Below are 14,227 nucleotides of genomic sequence, written 5' to 3'. Positions count from 1 at the left end.
CATTTCCGCCCATCGCATGCGCCAGGACCTAAGCGAACGCGACAGAACACAAACGCCGAACATGATGTTCCAGCGCTACGAACCTCATAACCCGACCGGAACAATCCGACCAACTCGGGCAATCGCCAAGTCCGTCGGTTGCTGTCCAACGCCATCGGCACGGGCGTGTCATTCGCCCAATGATTTGACTTGCGAAATTCAGCCTACAGTTCTCGGATCCGCAGATCACGCCAACGAACTTCCATCGGCCCAGATTCTTTCTTGATCGCATGCACCTGCAATCCGATGAATCCCACCATGCTGGATTGGGGATCGCGAATATCGGCGATCGCAACGCCGTTGACCCAAGTCTGCAACCGATCACCGCTGGCGCGGATGACGTATCGGTTCCATTGACCGTTGACCAATGCATCGTCGATTGGACGATCTTTGGTGATCCATAGACGACCGGTACCTTCGCTGTAGATGTATCCGCTTTCTCCTGGCGCACCTTCGATCTCGACTTGCGGACCGTGCACCCGCCCACTCTTGAATTCCGGCTTGCTAATCGAACGAATCTGAACCCCGGTATTCAACTTTGGATCGGCCATGACTTCGAACGTCAATTCAAAATCACTGTAGTCCTTCTCGGTACAAAGAAACGAATTGGGGCTTCCTTCGGCGGTGCGTCCTACGATCACACCGTCCTCGACACGGTAGGTGGCGGTGCCGTTTTTCTGAGTCCAGCCGGTCAGATCCGTTGCATTGAACAACGACACCCAACCATCTGCGTCGATATCCGGCACGGCCTTCGAATCCGCGACGGCGGGTTCCGCTGATGCCTGCGAGGGATCGCGTTGGGCTGCCGATTCGCTAGTCAATGTTTTCGCATCCACCGCGGGCAGCGTCACGTCGCCGGTCGCAGCCCACTGCGTCCCACGCTCTAGTGTGGCTTGAAACGCGACGCCTTGCATCGCTGCCACGTCATGGCCCAACGTTGTGTGAAACACACGGCCTTCGCCAAAGGACACCGTCATCAACAGCGGTTCATGTTCGCCGGTACCACCGGTCGCCGGTGCGCTGAACCCTGTTGCCAAAACATGCATGTTTTCGGCTGGCCCGCGAAGCTTGCCGTACAGTTCGTCGGCTGTCTGCATGAATGTCCCGGGCAACCCACGCGTGATGGGGTGATCGCTATCGCGGATGACGACGGCAAAGGGGACTCGTTTCCCGTGGGTCCCGCCATTGCCGGGCGACATGTCCCGGGTAAATTTTTGCTGATCTTCTTTCCAACGCACATAGGGTCCGTCTTTCTGGTTGCGACCGCCCCAGCCTCCCAGTCCGATCATGCGATTGTACGCATCCCATTTCGGAAACGAATTATCGGCAGCGTGGACACTGACAAAGCCCTTTCCACCGGCCACAAAACTCTCGAAAGCTCCCTGAGTTTCCTCGCTCCAAGGTTCGCCGTTGTAGTTCGAAACGACGACGTCGTATCCATCGAACTTGGGCTCAAAGGCGGACATATCGCCGCCTTTTTCGGGTGCCGTGACGACGTCGACGGTGAATTCCCCACAGGCCTCTAACGTTTGCTTGATCACCGGCGTGGTTTCTTGCCACTTGTGATTGTTCTGTCCGTCGATCAACAGCACCGATATCGGCTTCGCATCTTCCGCATCGGCTGCACGAACTTCTAGTGAAAGGGGCAGCAAAGCGAGCAAACAAGCCGCATTCCTAGAAAACCGGCGAAGTGTCATTTTCATATCGATCTGTTTGTTCGGGCAAGTGGTGGGGCAGCGGAACGATCCGTGCCACTAGTCTACACCGATGGCGTTCCCCGAGCCAAAGCCGACACACCGCATCCACACCCATCCATGGCGCCAAATCAGGGACTGGTATCCGGCACATAGCTAACCGCCGGATTTCCACCCATGATCGACCAGACCTGACACTTGCAGCGAGGCATCAAAAAACCTCACCGATCCGATGGATCGATGAGGCGATGCGAATGAAACAGGAGTCAGCGAACCCTAGAAGTCGCCGCTGACGGTTTCCTTGTTAGCACGTGTGCCCAAAGCACCCCACAGACCGTAGGGGCTTGGTGAACCTGGATCCGTTCCCGGTCCAGTTCCGTTGACCTTGACCACTGGGTGACGCGAATCACCCGCTTCGATCGAATCCGTGATGAACTTGATGGCACCGTCGCCCATCAGGACGTGGACACCACCTTGGTGACGGCTGCTGGGTGGCAAATTGCCGGTATCAAAGTCACCACCACCACCGATGCAGACTTCGCGGTTAGGCGGCGTCATGGTCGTGAAACTGGTGTAACACGGCACCGAATCCGACCAACGGTAACCACGACGCCATCCGGAGCTTCGCCCACCAGGATTGGCCGTCGTCAAACCGCTGGTCCAAAACAGAGGACGCAGTGGGTCGATCAACGTTCCATCATCCTGACAAGCATTCGGGTTGCCGTGAATGGTGCCCCAACCGATTCCAAAGTAAGGCTGGGTACGGATGTCGCCGTCGCCTAGCCCCGTAGCGATCTCGCCACATGCAACTGTATTGGACAGTCCGTCCAAAACATCACGGAACCTCATTTGGCGGCGGTTGTAGAAGAACCCTCGATTGGAAGCATTGGCAGCGGCAATGTGCCCCTGGTTCCAACTCCCACCCTGCCAACGCCAATAGCCGTGGTTCACCCAGTCGGATGAATCACCGATACACGCCGCGTAGTTGGTCCGTCCCATCGCAGGCAAGCCCACACCTGGGTCGCTTGGACAACGAAGTGTCGGCATCTCGGTCATCCAAGGGGTGTAGCGACCGTCCCAAGGACGTGGCCCCATCGCGGCAAACCGAAAATTGCCTTGGTAATCCAGTGGGTTTGAGATCTGTTCCCACAAACCCTGCTGCTCCAAGAACGGCGTGATGCCGATCAACCAACTTTGACGACGACGATTGTTGTCCAAATCGTCGTTGTTGCCGCTGCTGCCATTGCCGACTGGGTTGAAGGTACCGCCTGCTTGCGTTGGTAACGCGTTGAAGGCCGAGTGATAGTTGTGCAACGCCAAGCCAACTTGCTTGAAATTGTTGCTGCAACTCATTCGGCGGGCCGCTTCGCGGGCCGCCTGGACTGCTGGCAGTAGCAGCCCAACAAGAACGCCGATGATCGCGATAACGACCAACAGCTCGACCAGAGTGAAACCACCCTGACGCGAACGATGACTACTCATAGAAACACCAAAATCTAGAACTAGAAACAGAAAAGTTTAGAAAAGCCATCGAGACCTTCGTCTCGTGGAAACAACAGGTTAGCCGTTACAGGCTCCACTAATCAAGCCCAAGGGCAATTTCCCATCCAATGCGTGATATTGCGCAACACAGATCTCGGCATTCGATCGTCGATTTCCTGGACTCGACGCAGTGGATCCCCGGCCTGCAATTGACGAAAAACACCGTATTTCGTGCAGTTTTCGTGCGAATTGGCGGCATCCCACCAGCGTGCCCCAAGCCCCCCAACCAGGAATGTCGCAGGTCCGCCAAAGAGAAGATTCCGGAAGAATATGCGCCGCAGCAGCGATCCGAGAGGTTCATTATTGCGGACGGGTGCGACGAACGACCGCAACCATCGGCGCAGAACCACCCCCCCGAAGGGTCCCGCGTTGCCATGCTCGGTGCCGTGGACTAGCGGGGATGGCCCCATCGCCGGCTCATGCGATGCCGTTCAGCCTTGGCAAACCGCCGCGATCCACGCGGGCGTAGCTCTGCGCGACATCGGCAACCAGGGCTGATCTGCATCCCAACCCAGAACGCGATAAATTCGATCCGCGGGCCCCTGAAACAGAAGGCTGATCCAACCGATGCGTGGGGGGGGAAGGAGGAAGACAAAATCGCGAACGCAGGTTCCCGCCCCGGTCGTTGTAGTCCCCAATGACACGCTGGATGGGTTCGTCCGAACACGGCGGAATCCGATTTCGGCAGCCAACTGCGCATAAAAAAACCCGCGTCGGGACGCGGGGTAACCGGTTTCGATTCGAGATTCGCTGTCGAAACCATTCCGTTTTAGCGATCGAGTCGCTATTTCTAGTTTTGGCTTTCGTCTTCTGCGCTGGACGTCACTTCAGCTTCGTACGCTTCTTCTTCGGCGTCGGTCATCATTTCTTCGCCACCTTCGATGACGACAGGTTCGGTTCCGCCGCTGCATCCGCTGGTCATCGCCAAAGGAGCAAATACGCACAGGAAAACGAAGGATAGGGTTGCAATCTTCATCAAAGATCTCCAAGTGATTCAATCAGAAACAGTCATGACGCAAGGTATCGCAAAGGACCAGCGACACCAACCGCACGGGCGAAGCAACGCAGCAACCGCCGCCACCACCCCACGGGGGCCAAGCAGCAATTCCATGGAGGTGCCAGTCCCATTAAGTGTGCAGGTTTTGAAACCGACCACAACTACACCAACCACCACTGCGTTCAAAATTTCTCGCAGTTTCGCATCCAACTTGCTGTCGCTCGGCAAGTCGTCAGACGTCGATCGCCCATTGGGATGCCGCTACGCGATGATGTCGTGAACCACATTTCCATGGACATCGGTCAATCGAAAGTCACGACCGGCATAGCGGTAGGTCAACCGAGTGTGGTCGAAACCAAGCAGGTGCAAAATCGTGGCGTGCAGGTCGTGCACATGGACACGATTTTCGACTGCTTTCAATCCAACTTCGTCGGTGGATCCGTAGGTCATCCCACCGCGGACACCGCCGCCCGCCATCCAGATGGTGAATCCGTCATGGTGGTGGTCGCGTCCCGGGTTGGCTGTGACCGGCAATTGCACCGTTGGCGTGCGTCCCATCTCGCCTCCCCAGATCACCAAGGTCTCGTCCAGTAGTCCTTGTTGGTCCAAATCTTGCAAAAGTGCCGCGATTGGCCGGTCGCACTCGTTCGCTAAACGGGGATGATTCTTGTCGATCGCAGCATGGGAATCCCAGGGCTGGCCGGCACCGTGATACACCTGGACATAACGGACACCGCGTTGGCTAAGCCGTCGTGCGATCAGCATTTGCCGGCCCTGCAACGAGTCGCCATACATCGATTGAATGTGTGCCGGTTCGTCCGAGATATCGAACGCTTCACGAGCCTCGCCCTGCATCCGAAACGCAAGCTCCAGCGATTCGATGCGAGCACCTAGTTGCGGATCATCATCCCGACGATCCATGTGCAAATGATTCAGTTGTTGGACCAAATCCAATTGCCGATGTTGTTGGGAATGCACCAAGAACTTGTTCTGGATATTGGCGATCAGATCGTCAGGGTCGGTGAACTTGGTATCGACGTGTGTGCCTTGATAGATCCCTGGCAGGAATGCGTTTCGCCAGTTTGCAGTGGCCGCGGTGGGCAGCCCGCTGGGGCACATCACGACGTAACCCGGCAAGCTTTGGTTTTCGGTCCCCAGCCCATACAGGGCCCATGAACCCACGCTTGGTCGCGGACGAACGATGTCGCCGCAATTCATCATCATCAGCCCCGGTTCGTGGTTGGGGACATCGGTCACCATCGAACGGATCACACACATTTTGTCGACATGTTTCGCGATCTGGGGGAACAGCTCGCTGACCTGGGTTCCACATTGCCCTCGTTTGGCAAAGCGGAATTTAGACGGTCGGGCGACACCACCTAAACGGCGATCACGGCCCAATTTGTCGCTAAGTGTTTTGCCATCCAATTCGGCCAGTTTGGGCTTGGGATCAAACGTATCGATCTGGCTGGGGCCGCCGTTGGCAAACAAATGGATGACACGTTTGGCTGACGCTGGAAAGTGCGGCGACCGCGCCCCCAACGAAGTGCCATCGATTGACGCCCCGGGCTGCGCCGCCAATCCACCCTGCTGGTCGGCAAGCACACCGGCCAGCGCCAACATGCCGATTCCCAAGCCGGATTGGGCCAGCATTTGACGGCGATCATTGGTCCATTTCGCATGCATCGAATCAATCCAAATACAGAAATTCGTTGGTCAACATCAGCCCCTGCGCCAACTGGGCCAAGGGGCTCAGTGGGGGCGGCGGCGGCCCCTGAAAATCGCTGACCGAGTCCCACGTCCGGCCTGCCAGTTGGCCTTCGATTCCCTGCACCACCACAGTCCAAGCAAACGAATCGGCGCGCGTGGTCGGCCCCGCTGAAACGACAAAGTCGACGACGTCGCCCCGCTTCACTTCGATACGATCGACGGCCGTTTCCACCGTTGACTGGGCTGCTACAAAACCCGTCGAATCCACCCGGGTTCGAACGGCAGCCACCACCCCGTCGCTGCCGTCGCGTGAATGTTTCAGCGTGCCGGATACCGACACGACTCCGTCATCCGGTGCGGTCCAGCGACGAATCAAACTCTTTGCATCACCATCGCCGGGATGCCCGCCACGATTGGTCATTCGCACATGTTTCAGTACCGGATCGGGAAACTGATCACTGGCCTGATAGAACGCCCCTGTCCAATGCGGCAAGGGCGTGAAGCCGCCGTTTGCGGGACCGCGAGTGCCGTTCGGTGCGAACTTCCATCGAAGTGGCCCGTACCCATACTGCCACGTGGATTCGAACGTGCTGTGATCATTCTCCGCCTGGTGAATGAAACGCAGCGAAACCGACAATTCCTGCGCTGTCGGTGCCCGCCCGTAGACACGTCGATAAATCGACTGCACCTGTGCGGTGCCATCCGTGTTGCCCGGCCGTCCCAGGCCGTCACGACAATCCGCTGCGATCCTGCGACACAACTGGGCGACCAGCGGATGATTCATCCCGAAGAGCGCCTGCTGGGGAATCGTGGTTTCGGCGCGAGATGCCGATGACGCGGTCGGCGAAGCAAAGTCAAACGTCCGCAACATCGGATCCAGTTCAATTCGATCGACGTAGGCGTACACCGATCGCCTGAACGAATACGGCTGCTCGCTGAGCCGAATCGATCGACCACCGATGGCTGGGTCCAAGACACCGGCGACCGACAACATCGAATCCCGCATCGCTTCGAAATCCAAACGCCGTCGACTCTGTCGCCACAGCCATCGGTTCGTCGGATCAGCCAGCAAACCATCGTCGCGTGCCGCGGCAGATTGGCGATAGGTTTGGCTAGTGACAATCGTGCGGTGCAACCACTTCATCGACCAACCGTTGCGAATGAATTCGGCAGCCAACCAGTCCAACAGTTCGGGATGGCTGGGCGGATCACTCCGCAACCCAAAATCGTCCAACGACAGTGCAAGTCCTTCGCCAAAGTAGCGTGCCCAAACCCGGTTGACGGCCACGCGAGCGGTCAATGGATTGCTGGGGTCGACGATCGCTTCGGCCAATTCACGACGTCCACTGCCAACACGAAACGGCTGACGATCCGGCCCTGCGATCAGTTCCAAGAACTGCCTTGGCACACGATCACCGCGACGGGCTGGCTCGCCTCGCAGCATGACGAATGGCGTGACCGGCTTTTCCAAATCGACCAACGACATGGCCTTGGGTGGTGCGCCGGGGTGCGAGGCTTCGACTTCTGTGATCGCTTTCAGCCGGTCGCCAAGTGCTTTGCGGCCCTTGCCCGTCAACCTGGACGCATTGGCGACGGCCTCGACATCCAAGTCAAGCCAACCACCGGGTCCCAACAACAAACGGCGGATCGCTTCGTCATCGGCATCCAACTTGGCAATCTTTGGCGGTGACTTCGGATCGCCTTTGGCGTTGGCTTTGCCGACCGCTTTCGCGTTTCCGATCACATGGTCGAAAGCATCCGCATAGATCGCCACCAAATCGCCCTGAGTCTTCGGCGGCGCGGACTCGATTCCGCTGCGAATACGAGCGTTCAGATCCTGATCGGCCAACCACTGGCGAATCAAATCCTGGCGTTGATCGGCAAACTGCTTGGCAGAGATCGACAACCCTTGTTGCCAGGGGGCCAGCACCGGATGCTTGGCAAGCCGCTTGTCTTTCAACGACTGAGCCAAGCGATTGTTCAGCGGCGTCATTACGATGTCTTCGACTTTCAACTTGCTGATCGTGCCGCGGATATCGGCCTTCTTTTGGATCGTCATCATCACAAATCCGTCGAAGTACTTGGGCAGATCCGACCGCAGGGCCTTGTCGGCCTGCTGTTTCAGGCGTTCCTTGTAATCGGCTAGCACGCCTTGGGCCGCAGCCAATTGGGCCTGAAAATCGGCTGCGATGTCACCGGCCGGCTGATGCCCCGGGATGATTGGCAGCGATTGCGGTTCGACCGAACTGGCAAACACGCCATACAGCGAGTAAAAATCTTCGATGGGGACGGGATCGTATTTGTGATCGTGGCATCGTGCACACGCGACCGTGATCCCCATCAGCCCGCGGCAGACCACATCAATCTTGTCCGCCATCTGTTCCAATTGGTTGTTTCGGAACCGGGGCCCGACGGTCAACATGCCGAGCGCCGCTAGCGTTTCCGCCCCGACCGAATCAACCGCTGCTGGATCGGTCGAAACCGGATCAAGGTACAGGTCCGCTGCGATCTGTTCTTTGACAAACTGGTCATAGGGTTTGTCGTCATTCAAACTGTGGATCACGTAGTCGCGGTACGTATAGGCGTACGGATACCGCAGTTCAGCCTGTGCCTGCCAATCGCGAGTGTCGGCATAGCGAGCCAGATCCAACCAGTAACGTGCCCATCGCTCGCCATGATGTTCACTGGCCAACAACCGGTCCGTCCATTCGCCCAGCACCACGTCATCGGGACGCGAGTCTTGCTCCAGTGCATCCAACTGTTCGCTGGTCGGCGGAAGCCCGATCAGATCAAAGTACAATCGTCGCAGCAGAACCCGACGCGCCGCCGGTGGATTGGGTTGCAGTTGGTGATCGTGCAGGGTTTCCCAAATGAAGGCGTCGATCGGATGCACATCCGTGACGCTCCCCGCACTCGCGGAATCGATCTCGTCTCCCGAAACACGCTGGTCACTTGAAGCCAGGTCACCCGCCCATGGCAATCCCGAAACGTCCGGAGGCGTGGGATGGACCACTGGCAGGAACGCCCAGTGAGACTGCGCGGCGCGGACGATCGCGACCTGGTCGCCCAGAGCGGGCGCGACGGGATCATCGTCGCCTGGCCAAGGCAGGCCGATCCGCACCCATTTTTTCAGGATCGCAATCTCGCCCTGCGAAAGCGGATCGTCGGGAGGCATTTGCTGGAAATTGCCCTGCCCCAACACCGCTTGAATGATCGCACTTTCATCGACGTTTCTAGCGATTGCCGCCGGACCGCTGATCCCGCCCTGCAGCACTAACGCACGACTATCCAAACGCAGATCCGATTCCTGCAGCGACGCGTCATGACATTCCTGACAGCGCCCGATCAGCAGTGGCCGCACCTGGTTTTCAAAAAACTCTTCACGCGGCGTCAGCCCCCCCGCCGAAGCGGCACGAGGGAAACTGGTCCCCGCGACGATCATCATGACGACGATCATCGCCGCAGCATTCATCGCCGCGGCATTTAGCCCAGCGGCATTCAGCCCCGCAGCATTTAGCCCAGCGGCATTCAGCAAGGAACAGAAGTCAAATCTTCGAACCATGGTGATCGGGTCACCTTCGATGACGGGGCGTTGGGTGGGGGGCAAAAGGCGGGGTGCCTGGGGCTACCTAAGTTTAACCGCGATCCGCTCTCGACGCGCTAGCAGATCGGAATCGGCTGGACCTGACCAAACTTGCGCAGCAGTGCTAAACTTGAATCTCAACCTTTGCCCCCCCAATCATCGAACGACAGCGATCACTGGATCGCCTTGCGGATTGACCGCAACGAAAAAGGAAGCCTTCCCTGATGACCGATTTTCTACGCGGCCCGTTCCCATCAACCCGGATGCGCCGCGTCCGCCGGCACGACTGGTCTCGGCGGATGGTGGCCGAGAATGAGGTTTCGGTCAGCGACTTGATCTGGCCTTGGTTCGTGTTCGACGGTGACGGCAGACAGCCTGTCCCCAGCCTGCCAGGCGTGGATCGATTGGGGACCGACCAGATCCGCCGGCAAGCCGCCCTGGCTGTCGAATTAGGGATCCCCGCGATTGCGGTGTTCCCCGCCACAGCGACCGAATTGAAGACCGAGGATGCCGCGGAAGCTTCCAACCCCGACAATTTGGTTTGCCGCAGCGTGCGTGCGATCAAGGCCGAAGTGGGAGACGCGTTGGGAGTGATCTGTGACGTCGCGTTGGACCCGTACAGCAGCCATGGGCAGGACGGACTGGTCCGCGATGGCGACGTGGTCAATGACGAAACCGTCCAAGTGTTGTGCCAGCAAGCGATCGTCCAGGCTGCCGCCGGCTGCGACATCATCGCGCCAAGCGACATGATGGATGGACGCATCGGCGCCATTCGCGGTGCGCTCGATGACGCAGGGCATGCCAACGTACAGATCATGTCGTATGCGGCGAAGTACGCCAGCGCGTTCTACGGCCCATTCCGTGACGCAGTCGGATCCTCGGGCAACCTGGGTGGCGGCAGCAAGAAAACCTATCAACAGTCTCCTTCCCAATCCGACGAAGCCCTGCACGAAGTCGCGTTGGACTTGGCCGAAGGCGCCGACAGCGTGATGGTCAAACCGGGCATGCCGTACCTGGACATCGTCCAGCGAGTCAAATCGACGTTCGGCGTCCCGACCTTTGCCTACCAAGTCAGTGGGGAATACGCGATGCTATCGGCTGCCGCCCAAAACGGATGGCTCGATCGTCAAGCGACCGTGATGGAAAGCCTGATGGCATTCAAACGCGCCGGCGCCGATGGCGTGCTAACCTACTTTGCCGAGGACGTCGCCCGATGGCTGAAAGCATGAACCCGTCTGACCCCATGACGATCGAAGAATGGGGCCAGCAGGCGAGTCAAAAGTTTGCTTGGCACTGGCAACCCACGATGATTGCCGGACAATCTGGCCGACTTGCAGTTGCCTCGGATCCCGACGGCATGCTGATTGATGCGTGCGAGCGACAGGACGCCGGCGAAGAGGGCGTGATCGATCCGTTCTGGGCCGCGACATGGCGTGCGGCGTCCGGTTTGGACCACTACCTCGATCGTCTGGATCTCCAGGAAACTCGCGTGCTTGAACTCGGCTGTGGAACCGGACACGCCGGCTTGGCAGCAGCCACGCGTGGGGCTCAGGTCACGCTGACCGATGGCGTCGACGATCCGTTGTTGCTGGTCCGAATGAGCACCCATCACCTGGCCGAACGATGCCACGTGACCCGGCTGCGGTTTGGGATCGATCGAATGGATGCCCCCGATTTCCCGCTGATTCTAGGCAGCGACGTGACCTATCTGCGCACCCTATGGCCAGAACTGGATCAATGCCTGCGTGATCATTTGGCCGATGGCGGCGAAGTGCTGCTAAGTGATCCGTTTCGAATCATCGCCAACGAATTCCGCGACTGGATCCAAAAACGCGGATGGGATTACACCGAACACAGCATCGGGCTGAGCGATGATCCCGAGCATCCGATTCGAGTGATGCAGTTGAAACTGGCCTAAACGGCATCCAGATGTCAGCTCGAACGACCGGCGACCAACGGCCCTCTCACCAAGCAGTCAGTGCCGCAAAAACACGCGGCCCGCTGACGTAGCGAGAGTTTTCGTTTCACCGCGTGGGCATCGCCCCGCGCGACGGCACCATCAACGCCAGGCCCGATAAGCACGCGGTTAAACGAGGCGCACCGGATGACGCAACGTGAATCGTCGTTTAACCGCGTGGGCAACGCCCCGCGCGCCAGCACCATCAACGCGCGGCCCGCTGGGCACGCGGTTAAACGAACCAAACCGGATGACGCAACGTGAATCGTCGTTTAACCGCGGGGGCATCGCCCCGCGCGCCGCCACCATCAACGCGCGGCCCGCTGGGCACGCGGTTAAACGAGGCGCACCGGATGACGTCGCGAGGGTTTTCGTTTAACCGCGTGGGCAACGCCCCGCGCGCCAGCACCATCAACGCGCGGCCCGCTGGGCACGCGGTCAAACGAACCAAACCGGATGACGCAACGTGAATCGTCGTTTAACCGCGGGGGCAACGCCCCGCGCGCCGGCCCATCAACGCGCGGCCCGATGGGCACGCGGTTAAACGAGGCGCTCCGGATGACGTCGCGCGAACCCTCGTTTAACCGCGTGGGCAACGCCCCGCGCGTCGGCACCATCAAAGCGCGGCCCGCTGGGCACGCGGTGAAACGAGGCGCACCGGATGACGTAGCGTGGGTTTTCGTTTCACCGCGTGGGCAACGCCCCGCGCGCCGGCACCATCAACGCGCGGCCCGATGGGCACGCGGTTAAACGAGGCGCACCGGATGACGTAGCGTGGGTTTTCGTTTCACCGCGTGGGCATCGCCCCGCGCGCCAGCCCATCAACGCGCGGCCCGCTGGGCACGCGGTCAAACGAGGCGCACCGGATGACGTCGCGCGAACCCTCGTTTAACCGCGTGGGCAACGCCCCGCGCGCCGGCCCATCAACGCGCGGCCCGATGGGCACGCGGTGAAACGGACCAAACCGGATGACGCAACGTGAATCGTCGTTTAACCGCGTGGGCAACGCCCCGCGCGCCGGCCCATCAACGCGCGGCCCGCTGGGCACGCGGTGAAACGAGACACACCGGATGACGTAGCGAGGGTTTTCGTTTAACCGCGTGGGCATCGCCCCGCGCGTCGGCACCATCAACGCGCGGCCCGCTGGGCACGCGGTTAAACGAGGCGCACCGGATGACGTCGCGCGGGTTTTCGTTTGACCGCGTGGGCATCGCCCCGCGCGACGGCACCATCAACGCGCGGCCCGATGGGCACGCGGTGAAACGAGACACACCGGATGACTTAGCTGGGGGCGAGGCCGGCATTCAGGCGGGATCAGCGACAGACCGTTTCGCTGTCGATCACGAATGCATCAGGGCTGGGGTCATGCCTTTCGATCAAGGCACCACCGATCTCGTAACACTTGCTGGTGATACGCCGTGTTCGGGCGACACGCAACTGGACCCAAAACGTGGGCAAGACGATCCGCACGGACTCTTCGGGATAGACTTCGAAGGGACACAGCCAGCCGGCACCGACTCGCGAAAAGTCTCGCGTGTAAATCACCACCGGGTCTGATGATCGTGGACAAAACGGCAATGATCGTTCGAACCACATCAACCCATGCGTGCGAATTTTCAAACGCAAACTGTTCCGGTCATCGCTCAGATTAGCGGACACTTCACCGCGTTCATCGAAATAGTTTGCCCATTCGATTGGCAGTTCGATATCGCAATCAACCGCTTGGATCAATTCGCTAAATCGCGATGGATAATCGATTTCCAACACGCAAGTACCTCCGGATCAAAAGCTTTTCCGCAATCTCGATCGAGCAGCTCGAGCGCCTTGCGACGCGGCATCGGCGATCGATAGGGACGTTGGCTTGTCAGAGCCTCGAACACATCCACCACCGAACACAATTTGGCCCAAGGATGAATGTCTGCCTCGACACAACCGACGGGATATCCCCTGCCATCGAGACGTTCATGATGCTGGTAGGCCATCATCAACTGGCCGGTATTCAAGTCCTCGCGATGGGCCAGTTTCTTGAACCCTAAGCCGGGATGCTGGCGAATGATTCGAAATTCATGGTCTTCCAGCTTGCCCGGTTTGCAAAGAATTTCTTCGCCGATGTCTAGCTTGCCCAGGTCGTGAAGCAGTCCACCGGTGGTGATCAGCCCCACATCGGTTTCGCTGTACCCCAGTTCCGAAGCCAGCAGTCCCGAATAGAACGCGACGTTGGCCGAATGAGTGAACGTGGCATAGTCGTGGTGCAGCACGTCGAACAGGTCGCTAGCGGTGAACTCGTCCTGACTGATGATTTCAGTGGCCAGCGAGCCGAGCTTTTCGGCGGCGTGAACGGTTTTATCGACGTCTTCTCGCTGAAACGCGGTCTGCAGAACGTCTCGCACCACTTCGTTCAGTGCGCCCACGCGAGCGGTCAGCGGAACAGCGTCGTTCTTTGACGATGTTGCGACCCGTCGCAAATAGCTTTGGTAGACCGACTGCGACGCTTTGCTGATGTACAACCGGCTGACGCCGCGTCCACGCAGCCGCCCCAGATCATCCATCGTCAGTGGATAGTCCGCCGCTCGATACAGCTTGAATGACTCGGAACTCGCTTCCCGCTGATACAGGTCCAAACCAACGACTTCACGCGGCAACAGTGTAGAAACACTGATCGGAATGAAATCAACGCCGGACATATCGGGAGCGAACCTAGGAAA

At 59.0% G+C, this 14,227-nt stretch carries 9 protein-coding genes; 2 read left to right on the top strand and 7 right to left on the bottom strand.

The features are described 5' to 3' along the window. Window positions 1-203: 203 nt before the first annotated feature. The 5 genes from K227x_RS03165 to K227x_RS03145 form a co-directional block, all read right to left on the bottom strand. Complete coding sequence (locus tag K227x_RS03165; protein ID WP_145168039.1) at window positions 204-1,742, bottom strand: family 16 glycoside hydrolase; 1,539 nt, start codon at window positions 1,740-1,742, stop codon at window positions 204-206. 267 nt (window positions 1,743-2,009) lie between these two features. Beyond that, window positions 2,010-3,215, bottom strand: a complete 1,206-nt coding sequence (locus K227x_RS03160) for a DUF1559 domain-containing protein (RefSeq protein WP_145168038.1) — start codon at window positions 3,213-3,215, stop codon at window positions 2,010-2,012. 850 nt (window positions 3,216-4,065) lie between these two features. Next, a complete protein-coding gene (locus K227x_RS03155) occupies window positions 4,066-4,251 on the bottom strand; it encodes a hypothetical protein (protein WP_145168037.1) in 186 nt (61 codons plus the stop codon). A gap of 282 nt (window positions 4,252-4,533) precedes the next feature. Further along, window positions 4,534-5,958, bottom strand: a complete 1,425-nt coding sequence (locus tag K227x_RS03150) for a DUF1501 domain-containing protein (RefSeq protein ID WP_145168036.1) — start codon at window positions 5,956-5,958, stop codon at window positions 4,534-4,536. 4 nt (window positions 5,959-5,962) lie between these two features. After that, window positions 5,963-9,544 carry a PSD1 and planctomycete cytochrome C domain-containing protein gene (locus tag K227x_RS03145; RefSeq protein ID WP_145168035.1) on the bottom strand — a complete coding sequence of 1,194 codons (3,582 nt, stop codon included), beginning with the start codon at window positions 9,542-9,544 and terminating at the stop codon, window positions 5,963-5,965. Window positions 9,545-9,789: 245 nt separating this feature from the next. Between K227x_RS03145 and hemB the strand changes: the two genes are divergently transcribed. Both hemB and K227x_RS03135 read left to right on the top strand, forming a co-directional pair. Beyond that, window positions 9,790-10,794 (top strand): porphobilinogen synthase, encoded by a 1,005-nt coding sequence (gene hemB / locus K227x_RS03140; RefSeq protein ID WP_145168034.1) that lies wholly within the window; start codon window positions 9,790-9,792, stop codon window positions 10,792-10,794. Further along, the gene (locus K227x_RS03135; RefSeq protein ID WP_246146465.1) at window positions 10,791-11,483 is read left to right on the top strand and encodes a class I SAM-dependent methyltransferase; all 693 of its coding nucleotides are present in this window, start codon (window positions 10,791-10,793) and stop codon (window positions 11,481-11,483) included. Before hemB ends, K227x_RS03135 begins: the two co-directional genes overlap by 4 nt. Before the next feature lie 1,353 nt (window positions 11,484-12,836). Here K227x_RS03135 and K227x_RS03130 read toward each other — a convergent pair. Together K227x_RS03130 and K227x_RS03125 are read right to left on the bottom strand one after the other, a co-directional pair. Beyond that, window positions 12,837-13,289: a hypothetical protein gene (locus K227x_RS03130; RefSeq protein WP_246146464.1), complete on the bottom strand. Its 453-nt coding sequence runs from the start codon at window positions 13,287-13,289 to the stop codon at window positions 12,837-12,839. Beyond that, entirely contained in the window at window positions 13,250-14,206 is a 957-nt protein-coding gene (locus tag K227x_RS03125; protein ID WP_145168032.1) for an HD-GYP domain-containing protein, read from the bottom strand. Before K227x_RS03125 ends, K227x_RS03130 begins: the two co-directional genes overlap by 40 nt. Between the last annotated feature and the right edge of the window lie 21 nt (window positions 14,207-14,227).

This window comes from Rubripirellula lacrimiformis (assembly GCF_007741535.1).
GTDB lineage: Bacteria > Planctomycetota > Planctomycetia > Pirellulales > Pirellulaceae > Rubripirellula > Rubripirellula lacrimiformis.
Note: the sequence above shows the minus strand (reverse complement) of the source record. Positions and strands in the feature narration are given on the sequence as shown.

Excerpts from the sequence above, each read along its gene's own strand:
- K227x_RS03165 (WP_145168039.1), bottom strand. The coding sequence starts at position 1,742 with ATGAAAATGACACTTCGCCGGTTTTCTAGGAATGCGGCTTGTTTGCTC.
- K227x_RS03160 (WP_145168038.1), bottom strand. The coding sequence starts at position 3,215 with ATGAGTAGTCATCGTTCGCGTCAGGGTGGTTTCACTCTGGTCGAGCTG.
- K227x_RS03155 (WP_145168037.1), bottom strand. The coding sequence starts at position 4,251 with ATGAAGATTGCAACCCTATCCTTCGTTTTCCTGTGCGTATTTGCTCCT.
- K227x_RS03150 (WP_145168036.1), bottom strand. The coding sequence starts at position 5,958 with ATGCATGCGAAATGGACCAATGATCGCCGTCAAATGCTGGCCCAATCC.
- K227x_RS03145 (WP_145168035.1), bottom strand. The coding sequence starts at position 9,544 with ATGGTTCGAAGATTTGACTTCTGTTCCTTGCTGAATGCCGCTGGGCTA.
- hemB (WP_145168034.1), top strand. The coding sequence starts at position 9,790 with ATGACCGATTTTCTACGCGGCCCGTTCCCATCAACCCGGATGCGCCGC.
- K227x_RS03135 (WP_246146465.1), top strand. The coding sequence starts at position 10,791 with ATGAACCCGTCTGACCCCATGACGATCGAAGAATGGGGCCAGCAGGCG.
- K227x_RS03125 (WP_145168032.1), bottom strand. The coding sequence starts at position 14,206 with ATGTCCGGCGTTGATTTCATTCCGATCAGTGTTTCTACACTGTTGCCG.